This window comes from Terrisphaera buseokensis (assembly GCF_047521145.2).
In the GTDB taxonomy this organism is placed as follows: Bacteria; Verrucomicrobiota; Verrucomicrobiia; order Opitutales; family Opitutaceae; genus ER46.
This window is the reverse complement of record NZ_CM134186.1, coordinates 113056-127460: the sequence shown is the minus strand read 5'-3', so window position 1 is coordinate 127460 and position 14405 is coordinate 113056. Positions and strand designations below refer to the sequence as shown.

11 protein-coding genes are annotated in these 14405 nt (G+C 64.6%); 2 read left to right on the top strand and 9 right to left on the bottom strand.

The window, feature by feature from the left end; genetic code table 11:
- Window positions 1–92 precede the first annotated feature (92 nt).
- The 9 genes from pstB to ACLJEU_RS00445 all read right to left on the bottom strand — a co-directional run bounded on the left by pstB (window position 93) and on the right by ACLJEU_RS00445 (window position 12421).
- The gene (gene pstB / locus ACLJEU_RS00485; RefSeq protein WP_414662544.1) at window positions 93–923 is read right to left on the bottom strand and encodes a phosphate ABC transporter ATP-binding protein PstB; all 831 of its coding nucleotides are present in this window, start codon (window positions 921–923) and stop codon (window positions 93–95) included.
- A gap of 11 nt (window positions 924–934) precedes the next feature.
- Window positions 935–1975 (bottom strand): phosphate ABC transporter permease PstA, encoded by a 1041-nt coding sequence (gene pstA / locus ACLJEU_RS00480; RefSeq protein WP_414662543.1) that lies wholly within the window; start codon window positions 1973–1975, stop codon window positions 935–937.
- Window positions 1972–3588: a phosphate ABC transporter permease subunit PstC gene (gene pstC / locus ACLJEU_RS00475; RefSeq protein WP_414662542.1), complete on the bottom strand. Its 1617-nt coding sequence runs from the start codon at window positions 3586–3588 to the stop codon at window positions 1972–1974. The genes pstA and pstC overlap by 4 nt, the downstream gene beginning before the upstream one ends.
- A gap of 33 nt (window positions 3589–3621) precedes the next feature.
- Window positions 3622–4428 carry a phosphate ABC transporter substrate-binding protein gene (locus ACLJEU_RS00470; protein ID WP_414662541.1) on the bottom strand — a complete coding sequence of 269 codons (807 nt, stop codon included), beginning with the start codon at window positions 4426–4428 and terminating at the stop codon, window positions 3622–3624.
- Window positions 4429–4512: 84 nt separating this feature from the next.
- The gene (locus ACLJEU_RS00465) at window positions 4513–5811 is read right to left on the bottom strand and encodes a porin (protein WP_414662540.1); all 1299 of its coding nucleotides are present in this window, start codon (window positions 5809–5811) and stop codon (window positions 4513–4515) included.
- Window positions 5812–6033: 222 nt separating this feature from the next.
- Entirely contained in the window at window positions 6034–6753 is a 720-nt protein-coding gene (locus ACLJEU_RS00460) for a phosphatase PAP2 family protein (RefSeq protein ID WP_414662539.1), read from the bottom strand.
- Window positions 6754–6796: 43 nt separating this feature from the next.
- Window positions 6797–8152, bottom strand: a complete 1356-nt coding sequence (locus ACLJEU_RS00455; protein WP_457795325.1) for a TolC family protein — start codon at window positions 8150–8152, stop codon at window positions 6797–6799.
- A complete protein-coding gene (locus tag ACLJEU_RS00450) occupies window positions 8149–9219 on the bottom strand; it encodes an efflux RND transporter periplasmic adaptor subunit (protein WP_414662537.1) in 1071 nt (356 codons plus the stop codon). Before ACLJEU_RS00450 ends, ACLJEU_RS00455 begins: the two co-directional genes overlap by 4 nt.
- A 31-nt stretch (window positions 9220–9250) precedes the next feature.
- Window positions 9251–12421: an efflux RND transporter permease subunit gene (locus ACLJEU_RS00445; RefSeq protein WP_414662536.1), complete on the bottom strand. Its 3171-nt coding sequence runs from the start codon at window positions 12419–12421 to the stop codon at window positions 9251–9253.
- A 159-nt stretch (window positions 12422–12580) separates the two neighbouring features.
- Here ACLJEU_RS00445 and ACLJEU_RS00440 point away from each other — a divergent pair, with 159 nt between their 5' ends.
- Together ACLJEU_RS00440 and ACLJEU_RS00435 are read left to right on the top strand one after the other, a co-directional pair.
- Entirely contained in the window at window positions 12581–12910 is a 330-nt protein-coding gene (locus tag ACLJEU_RS00440; RefSeq protein ID WP_414662535.1) for a PadR family transcriptional regulator, read from the top strand.
- Between the two features lie 209 nt (window positions 12911–13119).
- On the top strand, window positions 13120–14394 hold the full coding sequence (locus tag ACLJEU_RS00435) for a porin family protein (RefSeq protein ID WP_414662534.1): 1275 nt from the start codon (window positions 13120–13122) through the stop codon (window positions 14392–14394).
- Window positions 14395–14405 lie beyond the last annotated feature (11 nt).

Here is a 14405-nt window from a genome sequence, read left to right as displayed (position 1 = left end):
GCGGCGGGGACTCAGGGGAATTGTCGGCTGGCATTGGTTCAGGTCTTTCAACTTTCACCGTTCAACCTTCAACTCCGCACTGCCGGCGCATCTCAGCCGAAGCGGCCGGAGACGTAGGCCTCGGTCTGGGCGTTGGCCGGGTTGGTGAAGATGTCGCGCGTGTCGGCGTATTCGATGAGGCGGCCGAGATAGAAGAACGCAGTGCGATCGGAGCAGCGCGCGGCCTGCTGCATGTTGTGCGTGACGATCACGATCGAGTAACGCGTGCGCAGATCCTGAATGAGCTCCTCGATCTTGGCGGTCGCGACCGGATCGAGCGCCGAGCACGGCTCGTCCATCAGGATGACCTCGGGTTCGACGGCGATGGCGCGGGCGATGCACAAGCGTTGCTGTTGGCCGCCGGAAAGTCCCAGGCCGCTGCTGTGCAGCCGGTCCTTCACTTCGTCCCAGAGTGCGGCGCCGCGCAGCGCGCGCTCGACGATCTCGTCCAGCTGCGCCCGGTTGCTCTTTCCCTGCAGCCGCAGGCCGTAGGTGATGTTCTCGTAGATCGATTTCGGAAACGGGTTGGACTTCTGAAACACCATGCCGACGCGTTTGCGCAGCTCGATCACGTCGACGTCGCGCTGGTAAATGTCGACGCCGTGAATCCGGATGGAGCCCCGCGCGACGCGCGTGCCCTCGATGAGGTCGTTCATCCGGTTGATGCAGCGGAGCAGCGTGGACTTGCCGCAGCCCGAGGGCCCGATGAACGCGGTGACCTTGTGATTCTCAATCTTGAGATTGATGCCATTCAGCGCCTGGGTCTGCCCGTAGAAGAAATCGAGATTTTCGATGTCAATCAGCGTCGAGGTGGTGACCGCACGTCCATCGGCGGGCACCGGAGCCTTCGAGGCGGGAGCGGAAGCGGAAGCGGGATGTTCCATGACGGCGGAGGCTACCATTTGTAGCGATTGCGAAGATGATTGCGGAGGAGAATCGACGCGGTGGCGATGAGGGCGACGATGGCGAGGAACACGAAGGCCGTGCCGTACTGGACGCGCTCCGTGTACTCGTTCTGCGGAATCTTGGAGCTCACGACATAGATGTGATACGGCAGCGCCATCACGCCCTGCAGGAAGAAATCGCCGACGCGTTCCACCTCCCACGGCAGCTTGTCGCGCACCACGTAGGCGGCGGTGAACATGATCGGCGCGGTCTCGCCGGCAACGCGCGCGATGCCGAGAATGGACGAGGTCAGGATACCCGGCAGCGCATACGGCAGGACGTTCTTGCGGATCGTCTGCCACTTGGTGGCACCGAGCGCGAGCGAGCCCTCGCGAAAGCCCTTCGGCACGGCCTTGAGCGATTCCTCGCTCGCCGTGATCACCACCGGCAGGACCATGAACGCGAGCGTGAACCAGCCGGCGAGCAGCGAGACGTTCCAGCCGAAGAAAATCACGAACATGCCGAAGCCGAACAGGCCGAAGACAATCGAGGGCACGCCCGCGAGGTTGAGGATCGCCAGCCGTACGAAGCGGATGAACGTCCCGTCGCGCGCGTACTCGTTCAGATAGATCGCGGCGCACACGCCCAGCGCCAGCGCGATCGTCATCGAACCCACGACCAGCAGCACGGTGCCGACGATGCACGGGAAAATCCCGCCCGCCGAATAGACGTAGCTCTCCGTCTTCACCTTCGCCGCCTCGGGGTTCTTTTCCTTGAAGGCGCGGAACTCCCGGTCGCCCATCTCCCGCTTCTGTCCCTGCCATTCGAATACATACAGCGACTCGGGCGCCTCGGTGAGAAACGCGGTGTTGATGAAGGGCGCCTCCGTCTTGAAGACCGTGCCCGCGCCCTTCGTGATGATGTTGAGAAACACCGCCGCGCCGCAGGCGAGGATCAGGTACGCCGAGGCGCGGAACAGCCAGAAGATCGCGGCTTCGCGGCGTCGACCCGCTCCGGCCGGAGTGCTGAAAATATGCGGCGCGCGGTTCATCCGATGGAAATCCGGTAACGGCGCACAATCTTCTGCGCGACGTAGTTGATGATCAGGGACAGCACGAACAGCACGAGGCCCACGAGGAACAGCGCCCGGTAGTGAATGCTGCCCCGCACCACCTCGCCCATTTCCTGGGCGATGATGCCAGTCATCGTGTGCACCGGCTGCGTCACCACGGCGAGCCCCTGCGTGAAGTCCGGAATCGCGATCCGGTTGCCCGCACAGAGCAGCACGACCATCGTTTCACCAATCACGCGACCAAGCCCGAGGAGCGCCGCGGAGATGATGCCGGAAAGCGATGCGGGGACGATGATCCTCAAGGTCGTCTGCAGGCGCGACGCCCCGAGCGCGTACGATGCCTCCTTCAAGCCGCGCGGCACGTTGTTCAGCGCGTCCTCGGCCAGCGTGAAAATCGTCGGCACCGCGATCAGCGCGAGCAGGCAGCCCGCCGTGAGGATGTTCAGCCGCTCGCTGTACGGAAAGCCCGGGACCCAGGAGAGCCACTCCTGTTGGGACAGGAGCCGCAGCGCCTGCCCGAGCACCGCAATGCCGAAGAAACCGAGCACGACGGAAGGTATCGCTGAAATGAATTCGATCGCCGGCTTGATCAACTTTTGCTCCCGCTCCGTGGCGACCTGGTTGACGTAGATCGCCGCACCGACGCCCAGCGGCACCGCCAGCAACAATGCGACCACCGACACCATCAGCGAACCCACGAGCAGCGGCACGACCCCGTACCAATCCTGCCAGAAGCTGGCCGTCAGCCACTGCCGTCCGAAAAGAAACGCACTGAACGCCCGCCATGCCGGCACGGGCTCGCGAAAGTCCCACTGCTCGAGCCGCCGCTCCACCTCGGGAAACGTGGCGAGATAATCACGCGTCAGCGCGGAGAACGTTTGCAGCCGCTGCTGCAGTTCCGGCGTCGGCAGCGGTGGCGACGTCGCGAGGACCGATGTAAGCTGCTGCGCCAGGGCCCGGCTGGCCTCCTTGTACGCCGGCAGCGTGCCCGTCAGCGGCTTGAGCTCGCTGACAAAATCCACCGGCACGATCACCACCTTGTCCGCCTCGGCCACCTTGCCCTCGGCGAGCAGTTGCCGGCGCTCCTCCTTCTTGTCCTCGCTGACAATGAACTTCGTCTTGATTGCACTCGCGACCTCCGTGAGGTCGGAGACCAGCCCGCGCACCGGATCGACGGCATCGGTGAACTTGCCCGTGAACTCGTCGAGCGGCGCCAGCGCGGCATTCGCCGCCTCCAACGAGAGTTTTTCCTGCTCGAGATGATGCGTGAGGGCGCGGAGGCGGACATCGGCGAGGTAGCGAGTGAGCGCCGTGTGGTCATCGGACAACGCCCGCATGAGATCGACGTATTCGAGCCCGGCACGCCGGTAGACTTCGAGATTGCGCTGATTCTGCCCGAAGAACCCGGAGCCCTCCCGGATCAGGAAGTACGTGATCAACGCCAGCACCACGACCGAGATCACGGCGTTACCGCCGAAGAACACCTTGATGCAGTCGTCCACGGTCAACCCCAGCAGCCGCACCGTCTTCTTCTGAATGACGAAGCCGGCGGGCGGCGTGGTCGGAGGGGCGGTGGGAGCCGGAGGCGTCATGCGGCGCGAATCTCGATTGGTGCGCGTCTCACCTTACTTCAGCGGCACGAAGCCAATCTTCGCGGCAATCTGCTGCCCCGCCTCACCGGTCGTAAACGCAATGAACCGGGCCGCCTCGCCGGTCGCTTCGCCGTTCGTATAGTAGAACGTCGGACGCGCGTAGGCGTATTTCTTGGAAAGCACCGTTTCCTTGGACGGCATGACGCCGTCGACTGCAACCACCTTGATGCCCTCGGCACCCATGTAGGCGAGGCCCACATAGCCGATGCCGTTCGGGTTCTTTGCGACCTCGGCGGCGATTTGCTCGTTGCCCGCCATCTTCTGCGACGACGACGCGTAATCGCGGCGCTTCATCGCGAGTTCCTTCCAGTCCGAGTACGTGCCGGACGACGTGTTGCGGGTGTAGATCGATATCTTGCCGGGCTTCCCGCCCACCGCAGACCAGTCGGTCACATCGCCGGTGAAGATCTGCTCCACCTGGCGCAGCGTCAGCTTTGCGATCGGATTGTTGGCGTTCACGACCACGGCCATGCCATCGTAGGCGACGATGATGGGCTTGAGCGTGACGCCCTTCGCCGTGGCGGCCGACATCTCGGTCGGCTTCGCGCGCCGCGAACTCATGCCGATCTGCGCGGTGCCATCAATGATGGCGGCGATGCCCGTCGTGGAACCTTCGGCGGCGATCTCGAAGGAGACGCCGGGGTGCTTGGCCTTGTATTCCTCAGCGAGCGTCGGGACGAGTTTGGCGCCGAGCGTGTCGGATCCCTTGATGACCAGCTTCTGGGCGGAAACGGCGTTTGCCGTGGCGATGGCGGCGAGGAGAAGAAGAGCGGTTTTCATGAATCGTAGGGTGGGAGTTTTCCCGGGAGCGCAGGCCTCTGGCCCGCACGGTTTGAAGATATGGTCGGGTCGCCTGCGCTCCCGTTAGAATTGAACCTGCATTTGGGAACGGACACCGACGGCCTTGGCTTCGGCCGGAGCACCGGTGACGGTGTCCTTGGTTTTTCCGGCGTGGGCGCCGAGCTGGAATTTCAGGTCGTTGCCGCGGAGGTAGAGATTGAAGCCGGCGTACCATTCACTGTACGTGTTCATCGTGCCCCCGGACGGGGCCGAGCGGAACGTATCCGGAAGCTGGACGCCACGACCGTCGGTATCGAGATACTGGTAACGTACCACCGCCTCGATGGTGTCGGTGAGCAGGAGACTCGGCTGGATGAAGTAGCCCGCAGGCTTGGCGTCGCGCGTCGCGGAAACGCCGCGGTCGACGTCGGCGGCGAGATATTCCGCCATCAGACCGAAGCGAGCCATCTGCAGGTCGAAGAAGACCGAGTAGAGCGTCAGGTCGAAGCCGCGGCCGAAGTTCGTCGTGCCGAAGCCACCCCGATCCGGCATGTGCCCGACGCCCGCGCCGGCGATCCATGTGCCGTTGTTGGCGAGTTTGCCGGCGAGTCCGGCGGTGCCCCAGAGCGCGATGTGGTTGGTGCTCGCATCCCCCGAAGCCGAGGCGTCGGCAAAGTTGTCACTGCGCTCGGGATCGGTGAGGGCGGCGCTGTAGACCAGATTGAGCGTACTCGTGAGCTCCTTCTTGCCGTCCAGAAACGCCCCGATGCGATAACTGGCGGCACCCAGCCGGCGCCCGTTGTTGCCCTCGACAAAGTAGCGGGTGACGCCGGAACGTTCGATCGACTTGAGGTTGCCACTGCTCGCGCGTTCCTCGTAGCCGACATTCACCTTGCGCAGTCCGAAGTTGAACGCGAGATCCGGCGTCGGCTTCCACTCGACGATGGCGTCGTCGTAGTACCCTGAGGCAAAGTCATAGGTGAACACGGCACCCCAGTTGCCGCCGACGCCCGCCTTCAGCGTCAGGTACATGCGCCGCAGGAACGCCTGGTCGGTCGGCACCGGTTTGGTCGCATTGCCCTTAATCTCCGTTCCGATATTTGCATACTGGATCTGCATGCGCATCCCGACGCTCAGCCGGTCCGTGGCCTTGCCGCCACCCACGGCGTGCGCGGGGATCGTGTTGTTCTCGCGTACAAGGTCGGCGCGAATGTCCTCGGCTTCCTGATTGGTGAGAATGCCCTTGCGGATCAGGGCGTCGATCAGCGCTCCGCTATCCTGGCCCACGGCCGGCAGCGCCGAGAATGCGACGATCACGAGAAGCGCGAGAGACCGCACGAGCGTCGGCTGCTGGCGTAGAATGGAGGGACGGACTGAGATCACGCCGACACGGTCTCATCCTTATGTTACGAACAGATGGCGATTCTGTCACAATCTCGGCGCAAAAGCACCCGACACCGTCCGGACCGTGGCAAAACGGTGACGAAACGGTGACAACGCCTCGCACTCACAAGCCGAGGCGCGGGAGCCCGCGTTCACCCGTTGACGCCTGCCAGCGGGCCGGTCGGCTGCGGCCCATACCGGGCGGTCACCGGCCACCGCCGGTCATTTTCCCGCCCGCAGCGAGATCTCAGCCCGCACCTTCTCCAATTCCGCGCGCAACACCGGAGTCTTCAGCGCGTCAGCGAGGATTCGCTCGGCGAGCAGCCGGCCGGCGATGACGTCGGTGGGAAAATGGACGCCGCCCACGACGCGCGCCCACGCGTGGTCGTGAGCCTGCCGCGATAGTTCGGCCCGCTTCTCCGGAAAGAGTTCGGCGAGAACTCCCGCCCGCACGAAAACCTCGACCGCGTACGTGCTGGGATAGCAATAGCCCGCGGGCTTCGCCACGCAGGGAATCACGTCGGCGCTGACCGTAAAAGGCCGGTCGCGTTTGAACACCGCTTTCGCGCCATTGTTCACCGCGGCGGCATCCGCATCGAGTTTTCTGAAGAGCTCAGCCGTCGCGGGCAGACTCTCCTTCTTGAAACGGTTTCCGACCACGTCGCTGCTACTGAACACATCGCCCTTGATCACCGTTCCCGCCCACTCGACGTCAGCGGGCGTGCGCCTGGCTTGTATCCGCAGCACCGTCTCGAGATCCGCCCGTTCCGCCAGGGAACCCGGTTCGGGCGGAACCGGCAGGATGCGGCCAAAATCAAAGGTGGTGAGATCGACAAAGAAGGCCTCGGCCGATCCGCGGCCCCCCATCGCGTTCATCCTGTTCCCACCGTCCATGGTGCCGCCCTGCCCCATGAGCGGCACGGTTGCCAGAAGGCAGGCCATCCCGCACGCGAGGCGGAGGCCGGTCACACCACAACCGACCGCGTTAATCACCGACGGCAAAACGGAGGGCATACTGGGCGATGTTGTAGTCGGCAATGGTGGCGAGGTAGTCACGTCGCGCCCGGGCGAGTTCATCCTCCGCCAAAAGGTCTTCCAAGGCCCCGCTCACCCCGGTCTCACGGCGTTGGCGCGAAAGGCGTGCCGTCTGATCAGCCGCGTCGAGGGTCTTGCGGGCCAACTCGATCTGGCTGGCGAGCGAGCGCAGGCGCACTTGCTGTTCCACCACCTGGCGCCGGATGAGATCGCGCACCTTCTCCTGCTCGAACTCGACCTGCCGCTCACGCGACTCCGTCTCGCGCTGACGATTCCGATCGAACAGCCCGCCGGGACCGACGCGCCAGCTCAGGCCGATACCATAGTCGCCGCTGTAGTCGAAATCGCGCGTCAGGGTCGAACCCGCGGGTCCGCCGCCCAGCCCGCCCAGCGAAACTTGCGCGCCCACCGTCGGAATGAGCGGCGCCTTGGTCGCCGCCCGGCGCTGAGTCCGCGCAACTTCAAGTCGCGCCGCCGCTTCGTCGAGCTCAGGCCGCACCGCCAGCGCGCGGGAAATCAAACTTCCGAGATCGTCACCCGGCGTCGCCAGAGACAGCGGCGCCAGATCGCCATCGGCCGGCGTCAGCTCCACCGTCGGATCAAGGCGGAGAATTTCCGCGAGGCGCGCCGCCGCGACCCGTTGATCGGCCCGCGCCCGCACGAGGGTCAGTTCGGCCCGTTCGCGACCGGCCCGGACGCGCGCGGCATCGCCCGCAAACGTCAGTCCCGCTTCCGCGGTTGCGCCGATTTGTTCGGCATGACGCGTGGAAATCCGCGCCGCTTCCTCGGCGGCGATCACCGCGGCGCGCGCGCGCATCATTTCGAAATACGCCGTCGCGGCGCGCAAGGTCGCCTCGCGTTGCCGGCCGGCCAGCGCAGCTTCGCTCGAACGCACTCCCTGGCGGGCCACGAGATTCTGATAATAGGTCTCTCCGAGATCCACCTGCGCGGTCAGCAGGATCCCCGCCGCCAGTGACTGCTTGTCGGCATCGAGAATGCGTCCCTCCACGCTCTGAATGTTCGTCTCGTGCCGTTTCACGGAAATCGACGGCGTGATCCACGGGAAGAATCGCGCCCGCGCCGAATCATGCGCCGCGCGCGCTTCGCTCACCCGTTCACGCGCGATTTCCACGTCGAGATTCTTGGCCCCGGCCAGGCGCAGCGCCGTGGGCAGGTCGATCGTGCTCGGGGTCGTCGGCGCGGGCTGTGCCGCCAACGCGAAGCTCGAAAGGCAGACGACCACGCCCAGCGCCCCGGCGCGGAGACCAGCGGAACCGTGTGACGATGCGGGGTGCATGAGACTCATTTCACCTCCGTGGCGGTCACGGCCTGACCTGAAACCAATGCGGCTTTCCCGGGAATGATGACGCGGGCGCTCTCGGCCAGGCCGTCGAGAATCTCCACGTTGGTGCCATCGTTGAAGCCGTACTTGACCGGCCCGCGCACCGCCTTGCCGTCAACCAGCGTGAAGAGGAAACCCGCCGCCTTTTCCCGCACCAGCGCCGCGGCCGGCACGAGCAGGGCACCCGTGTGCTTCTCGACGCCGATTCTGGCCAGCACGTACATGCCGGGTCGGAGCGTGCCGTCGGCATTGGGCACATCCGCCTCGACGAGCAGCGAACGCGTCGCTTCATCCAGCGCGCCCGAGCTCCGCGTCACCGTCCCGCGCACCATCCGGCCGGGGAGCGAATCCGTGGTCACGATCACCGGCTGGCCCACTTGAATCCGCGCCGACTCGATTTCCGGGACCGGCACCCGCACGCGGATGGTGGAATAATCCATCACCGTGACGATCGCGGCCGCGGTGGGATTCGAACTCGCGGTGGCGGCGGGGACGAACGCGCCCGGGTCAACATAGCGCATCGTGACCACACCGTCGAATGGCGCGGAAATCTTGCTGTAACGCAGCAGGGTTTCGTAATGCGCCAGCCCGGCCTGCGCCAGCGCCAGCCGGCTCTCGGCCGTGTCGGTCGCAGCCGGCGTGATCAAATCCGGGGCCTTCGCCCGCGCGGCCACCAGGCGCTCCGACTCCAGTTTGGCGATACGCAGCTCGGCGTCGAACTTGGCGCGCTCGGCCACGAGTTCGGGCATCTCGATTTCCGCGAGCAGCTGGCCGGCTTTCACGGTGTCGCCCTTGTCCACGGCGATCGACTTGAGATAGCCGGCCACCTTGGCGTGAAGCGTCACCTGCTGGTTGGCGCGCAGCGTGCCGGGGAGCGTAACAAAACGGTGGATATCGCCGCGCTGGGGCGACGTGACTTGAACCGCCGCGGGCGCGGGCGCGTTCTGCGCGATCACCGGCAACCCCGCGGCGGACGCGAGCAGGAAAACGGCGAACGGTCGCGTCACAGGGGTGAGAGAACTGATTTTCATACGGGTCGAAAAAGTTGAAGGTGGGGCGGGCTCAGTTGTGGCCGACGGGGGAACGAAAGTGTCCGCTCAGGGGATCGTCGGGATCGAGCGAGCCGGACCGCGTCGAGGCGCGACGACGGATAATGGCGAAGAAAGCGGGCAGGACAAAAAGGGTCGCAAGCGTGGCGAGCGCCAGTCCGCCGACGACCGCCCGGCCGAGCGGTGCAGTCTGGTCGCCGCCCTCGCCCAGGCCCAGCGCCAGCGGGAGCATGCCGGCGATCATCGCGAAGCTCGTCATGAGAATCGGCCGGAGCCGGCTGCGACCGCCTTCCACCGCCGCCGCGAGGGCGTCGCTGCTTTGGAGCCGGCTGCGCTCGGCAAAGGTCACGAGCAGGATCGCATTGGCGACGGCCACGCCCACCGACATGATCGCACCCATCGCCGACTGGATGTTGAGCGTGGTGCCGGTGAAGTAGAGCGCGAGCACCACGCCGGCGAGCACCGCGGGCACGGTCGAGACGACGGCGAAGGCGAGCCGCAACGACTCGAAATTCGCCGAGAGCATCAGGAAGATGACAATCACCGCGATGATCAGGCCCGACCGGAAACCGTCGAGCAGTTGTTCCAAGGGCACCACCTGACCGCGGAGATCAACTTTCGTCGAGGGCTGGGGCAGCGGGCCGGCGTCGGCGATCGCCTTGCGAATGGCGCGCGTCGCCGTGCCGAGATCGGAACCGTAGATGTTGGCCGTGATGCTGACGAGTCGCGCCAGGTTGTAGCGTTCGTAAGTGCCGACCGCCGTCCCGGGAGCCAGCGTCGCGATGTTGCGCAACAGCACGGGCGCTCCGCGGTTCGAAACCACGGGGACGTTGCCCAGGTCCTCCATCGAGGTGGTTTTCGATTCCGGGATCTGGACCTGGAGGCTGAAGCTGATGCCGGAACCGGGATCCGCCCAGTAAATCGGCGTGGTGAAACGACTGGACGTCGTCGCGGCGACGAGCGAACGGCTGACATCGGACATCTGCACGCCCAGTTGGCCCGCGCGTTCGCGATCCACGTTCACCGCAACGGTCGGATAATCCAGGGTCTGAGCGATCTGGATGTCGCGCAGGTAGGGAATCGCCTTCATCTTCTCGATGATTTGATCGGCGTACGCCTTGGACACCGGCAACGGGGAGCCGCTGATGGCGATTTCCACCGGAGTGGAGGAGCCGAAGCTCATGACCCGCGAAACGATGTCCTGCGGCTCGAACGAAAAACGCACGTCGGGCAGATCGCGGGCGAACACCGCCCGGAGCTTCTCCTTGAATTCCTCGATGCGAATGCCGGTGTGCGGCTTGAGCTGGATCGCCAGCCAGCCTTCTTCCGGTCCGCCGTTCCAGAGATGCACGAGGTTCACCGGGAAGCTGGAATTGTGCACGCCCACCATGCCGATCGTGACATCGATCTTGTCCGCGCCACCCGCTTCCCGGGCGATCGTATCGAGCACTTTTTTCGCGATCGCCTCGGTCAGATCGACGCGCGTGCCGCTCGGGGCGCGCAGACGAAGCGCAAACTGACCGTTGTCCGTCTTGGGAAAAATCTCCGTGCCGAGACGCGCGCCAAAGATCCACACAATCGCGCCGCAGGCGACGAGGTAGACGAGGGCGAGCGGCCAGCGCATGGCGACGGCACCCCGCAGGATGCCCGCGTAGCCGCGCTGCAGCTTGGCGAAAAACGAGGCATCATGAATCTCGGCCGAGTGCCCGCGCAGGAGCCACACGGAGAGAATCGGCACCAGCGTGCTCGACAGCAGGTAGGACGCGATCATCGAGAACCCGACCGCCAGCGCCATGGGCACGAAGAGCGCCTTTGCCGCGCCCACCATGAAGAAGGCGGGGATGAACACCGCCAGAATACAAAGCATGGCGAGCAATCGCGGCAGCGCGGTTTCCCTCGTGCCGTCGAGGGCGGCGCGGGACACCGACGCGCCGCGGGCGATGTGGGCGTGGATGTTTTCCACGGCGACCGTCGATTCGTCGACGAGGATGCCGATCGCGAGCGCCAGGCCGCCGAGCGTCATCAGGTGAATCGTTTCACCCGTGATCCACAACGCGAACACCGCGCCCAGCAGGGACAGGGGAATGTTGATCACGACGACAAACGCGCTGCGCCAGTCGCGCAGGAAGAGCAGCACCATCAGGCCGGTGAGGATCGCGCCGAGGCCGCCTTCCTTCAGCACGTCGTTGATCGAGCGGTTCACCACCGGCGACTGGTCAAACACGTAGCTGACCTTGATGTCGTCGGGCAGGATCTTCTGAAATTCGGGGATGTTCTTCTTCACCAGATCGACGACGGCGAGCGTCGACGCATCGCTGCGCTTGGTCACCGGCAGGTACACGGTGCGCAGGCCGTTCGCCAGCGCGTGGGCCGTCGTGATGTCGGCCCCGTCGACGATGGTGGCGACATCACGCACGTAGACTGCGCCGTCGTCGTTGCGGCGCAGCATCAGCGCCTCGAGATCCTTCGGGTTCTTCACGATCGAGTTCATCTCCACGATCGGATACTTGTCCCCCAGGTTCATGTTGCCGGAGGGGCTGATCTTGTTGCCCTCGAGCAGCGCCTTCACGATCTCGTCCGGGGAGAGGCCGTAGGCCCGCATCCGCTCGGGGTCCACGTTGACGATGATGCCGCGCGAGCTGCCGCCGAAGGGTGGCGGCGCCGACACGCCCGGGAGCGTGGCGAAGGCCGGGCGCACGCGATTGAGCGCCTGATCCTGCATTTCGTTCAGCGTGCGATTGGGATTGTTCGTCGAGAAAACCAGGTAGCCGACCGCGACGCTGCCGGCATCGAAACGCGTGACGAACGGTGCGGGCGTGCCCTCGGGCATGAACGCCCGCGAACGGTTCACGTAGGCGATCGTCTCCGAGAGCGCCTGCGACATGTCGGTGCCCGGATGGAACTGGAGCTTCATGATCGAAGCACCCTGGATCGACTTCGATTCCACGTGTTCAATTCCGGAGATGTAGAGGAAGTGATACTCGTAGCGGTAAGTCAGGTACCCCTCCATCTGCGCGGGATCCATGCCGCCGTACGGCTGGGCCACGTAGATGGTCGGAATACCGAGCGGCGGAAAGATGTCCCGGGACATCCGTTGAATCGCCAGACCTGCGGCGAGCGCGACCGCGATGACGAGAACGACAACCGAGAGGGGGCGACGCAGGGCGAGTTGAAGAAAATTCATGCGGGGGGCTTGACGTGGGTCCGCGCTTTGACGAAGCGAGAGTGGATTGGTTACTCGAACATTTCGGATGACAAGACATTCTCCGCCCGCCCCTGAAGATTTTCATCCCCGCTCCGGGCGGCCTGGCATTACGGCGGCCGTAATCGATCTGCGGTAGCGATGCCCGACCAAGCCCTGGAGAACGAAATTCTCCGCCCGCTATGGAAGGTGCACATCCTGCACCACGCGCAGCAAGGTCCCATCGTCGGGCACTGGATGATCGAGGAGCTCCGCGAGCACGGCTACCGGGTGAGCCCGGGCACGCTGTATCCACTGCTCGCGCGCATGGAGAAACTCGGCTGGCTCGCGTGCTGCAACCCGAGTCGGAAGAAAGCCGCGAAAGAGGCCTGTCCGTACCGGCTCACCGCCGCCGGTCGACGCGCGCTGCGCGAAGTCGAGGCGAGGTTGAAGGAACTGACCGGAGAGATCCGGACCAAGGCGCGCTCCTGAGCAACGCGGCGGCCCGCGCGGGCGCCCGGCCAGCATGAACGAGCCGGAGGCAGGCGCCGCGGACACGCCGCGGGTCTGGATTACGAAATCGTAATCCGGCTGTCCCAAAATTGTGCGGGGCCGGGGCGCATACTCGGTGTGCAGGAAAACCGATCGTCCGACGATCGCGACGGCCACAGGCCGCCCCTGCCAGTCAACCGAAACCCAAAATGAAAACCACGCGGATTAAACTCATCGCAGCCTTGGTGCTGCTTGCGCCTGCGCCCCTGCTCGCCATCCCGGCCTGGTCTCGCTCCGAGGCCACCGCCTGCTCGACCTGCCACGCCACGCCCACCTGGCAGCTTACCAATGTCGGCCTCGACTTCATTCGCAACGGCCATCGCGCGGACCCGTCGAAGTTCAACGCCAAGATCCAGACGTGGGACAACTACTTCAGCCTGATCTGGAAGGGTCGCTTCTTCAACGACCGGCTCGACGACGCCAAGACCGGCAACGCCAACACCCAGCGGCCCAGCACGAACTTCGAGCAACACTCGTTCTCCCTCTACACCGGCGGCGCCCTGTACAACCGGTTTTCGTATTTCACGGAACTCTACCTGAGCGAGAATACGGGCTCCACGTCCGGAGCGAACGTCGTGCAGGGTGACGCCTCGCGCAAAAAACTCGCGGAAGCTTTCATCCAGTACAATCACCCGCTGCCCGACAGCCAGTTTGTCGCGGTGCGCGCCGGCGAAATTCTTCCCTCGATCCTTCACACGTTTGGCGTGGGGGCCCGGAGTGCCGAACAGCGGGCCGTCGTGCTGAACGAGGCCCTGGCCGGCAACAGCAACACCTATCGGCCCTTCAGCCGGCAGCAGGGCATCGATGTGCAATACAATGCCAAACACTTCGAAGTCGCGGCGGGCCTGCTGAACGGATCGGACACCTCGACGACAAATTCCATCGATGCCGACAGTCACAAGGACTGGTTCGTCTCCGGACTTTATACCGTCGACGAGCAGGCGTCGGGCGTCGGCGTCATCCACTACAACGGACAGTTCTCAAACTACACGACCAAGCAGGACTTCAGCACGGCACTGCTCTACCGGAATGACTTTTACCGCACGGGTCTCCTGGGTCGCTTCATTCGCGACAAGTGGCGGCTGGTCGGCACGTATTTCATGGGCGAGGAAACCGTCAACGCCACGAAGGCAAAGGCCAAGAACAAGGGCTACTACGGCCTGATGGATTACAACTTCACGGATAGTTTCGGCGTCTTCGCCCGCTACGACTTCCTGGACCCGAACACGAGCCTCGGTCGCAACGAGAGCAAGATGATCCTGGTCGGTCTCAACGGCCTGCTCTACTCCTCCATGAAGAGCGGTGCCCGCTGGCAAATCGAGTACTCGGTGAAAGACACCTACCTCGGCGGCACGCTCACGACGGCCGGCACGACGAAGTACTCCGACCAACGTCTCTTCGCCCAAGTCACCTGGGGCTTCTAGGATCACGCCGT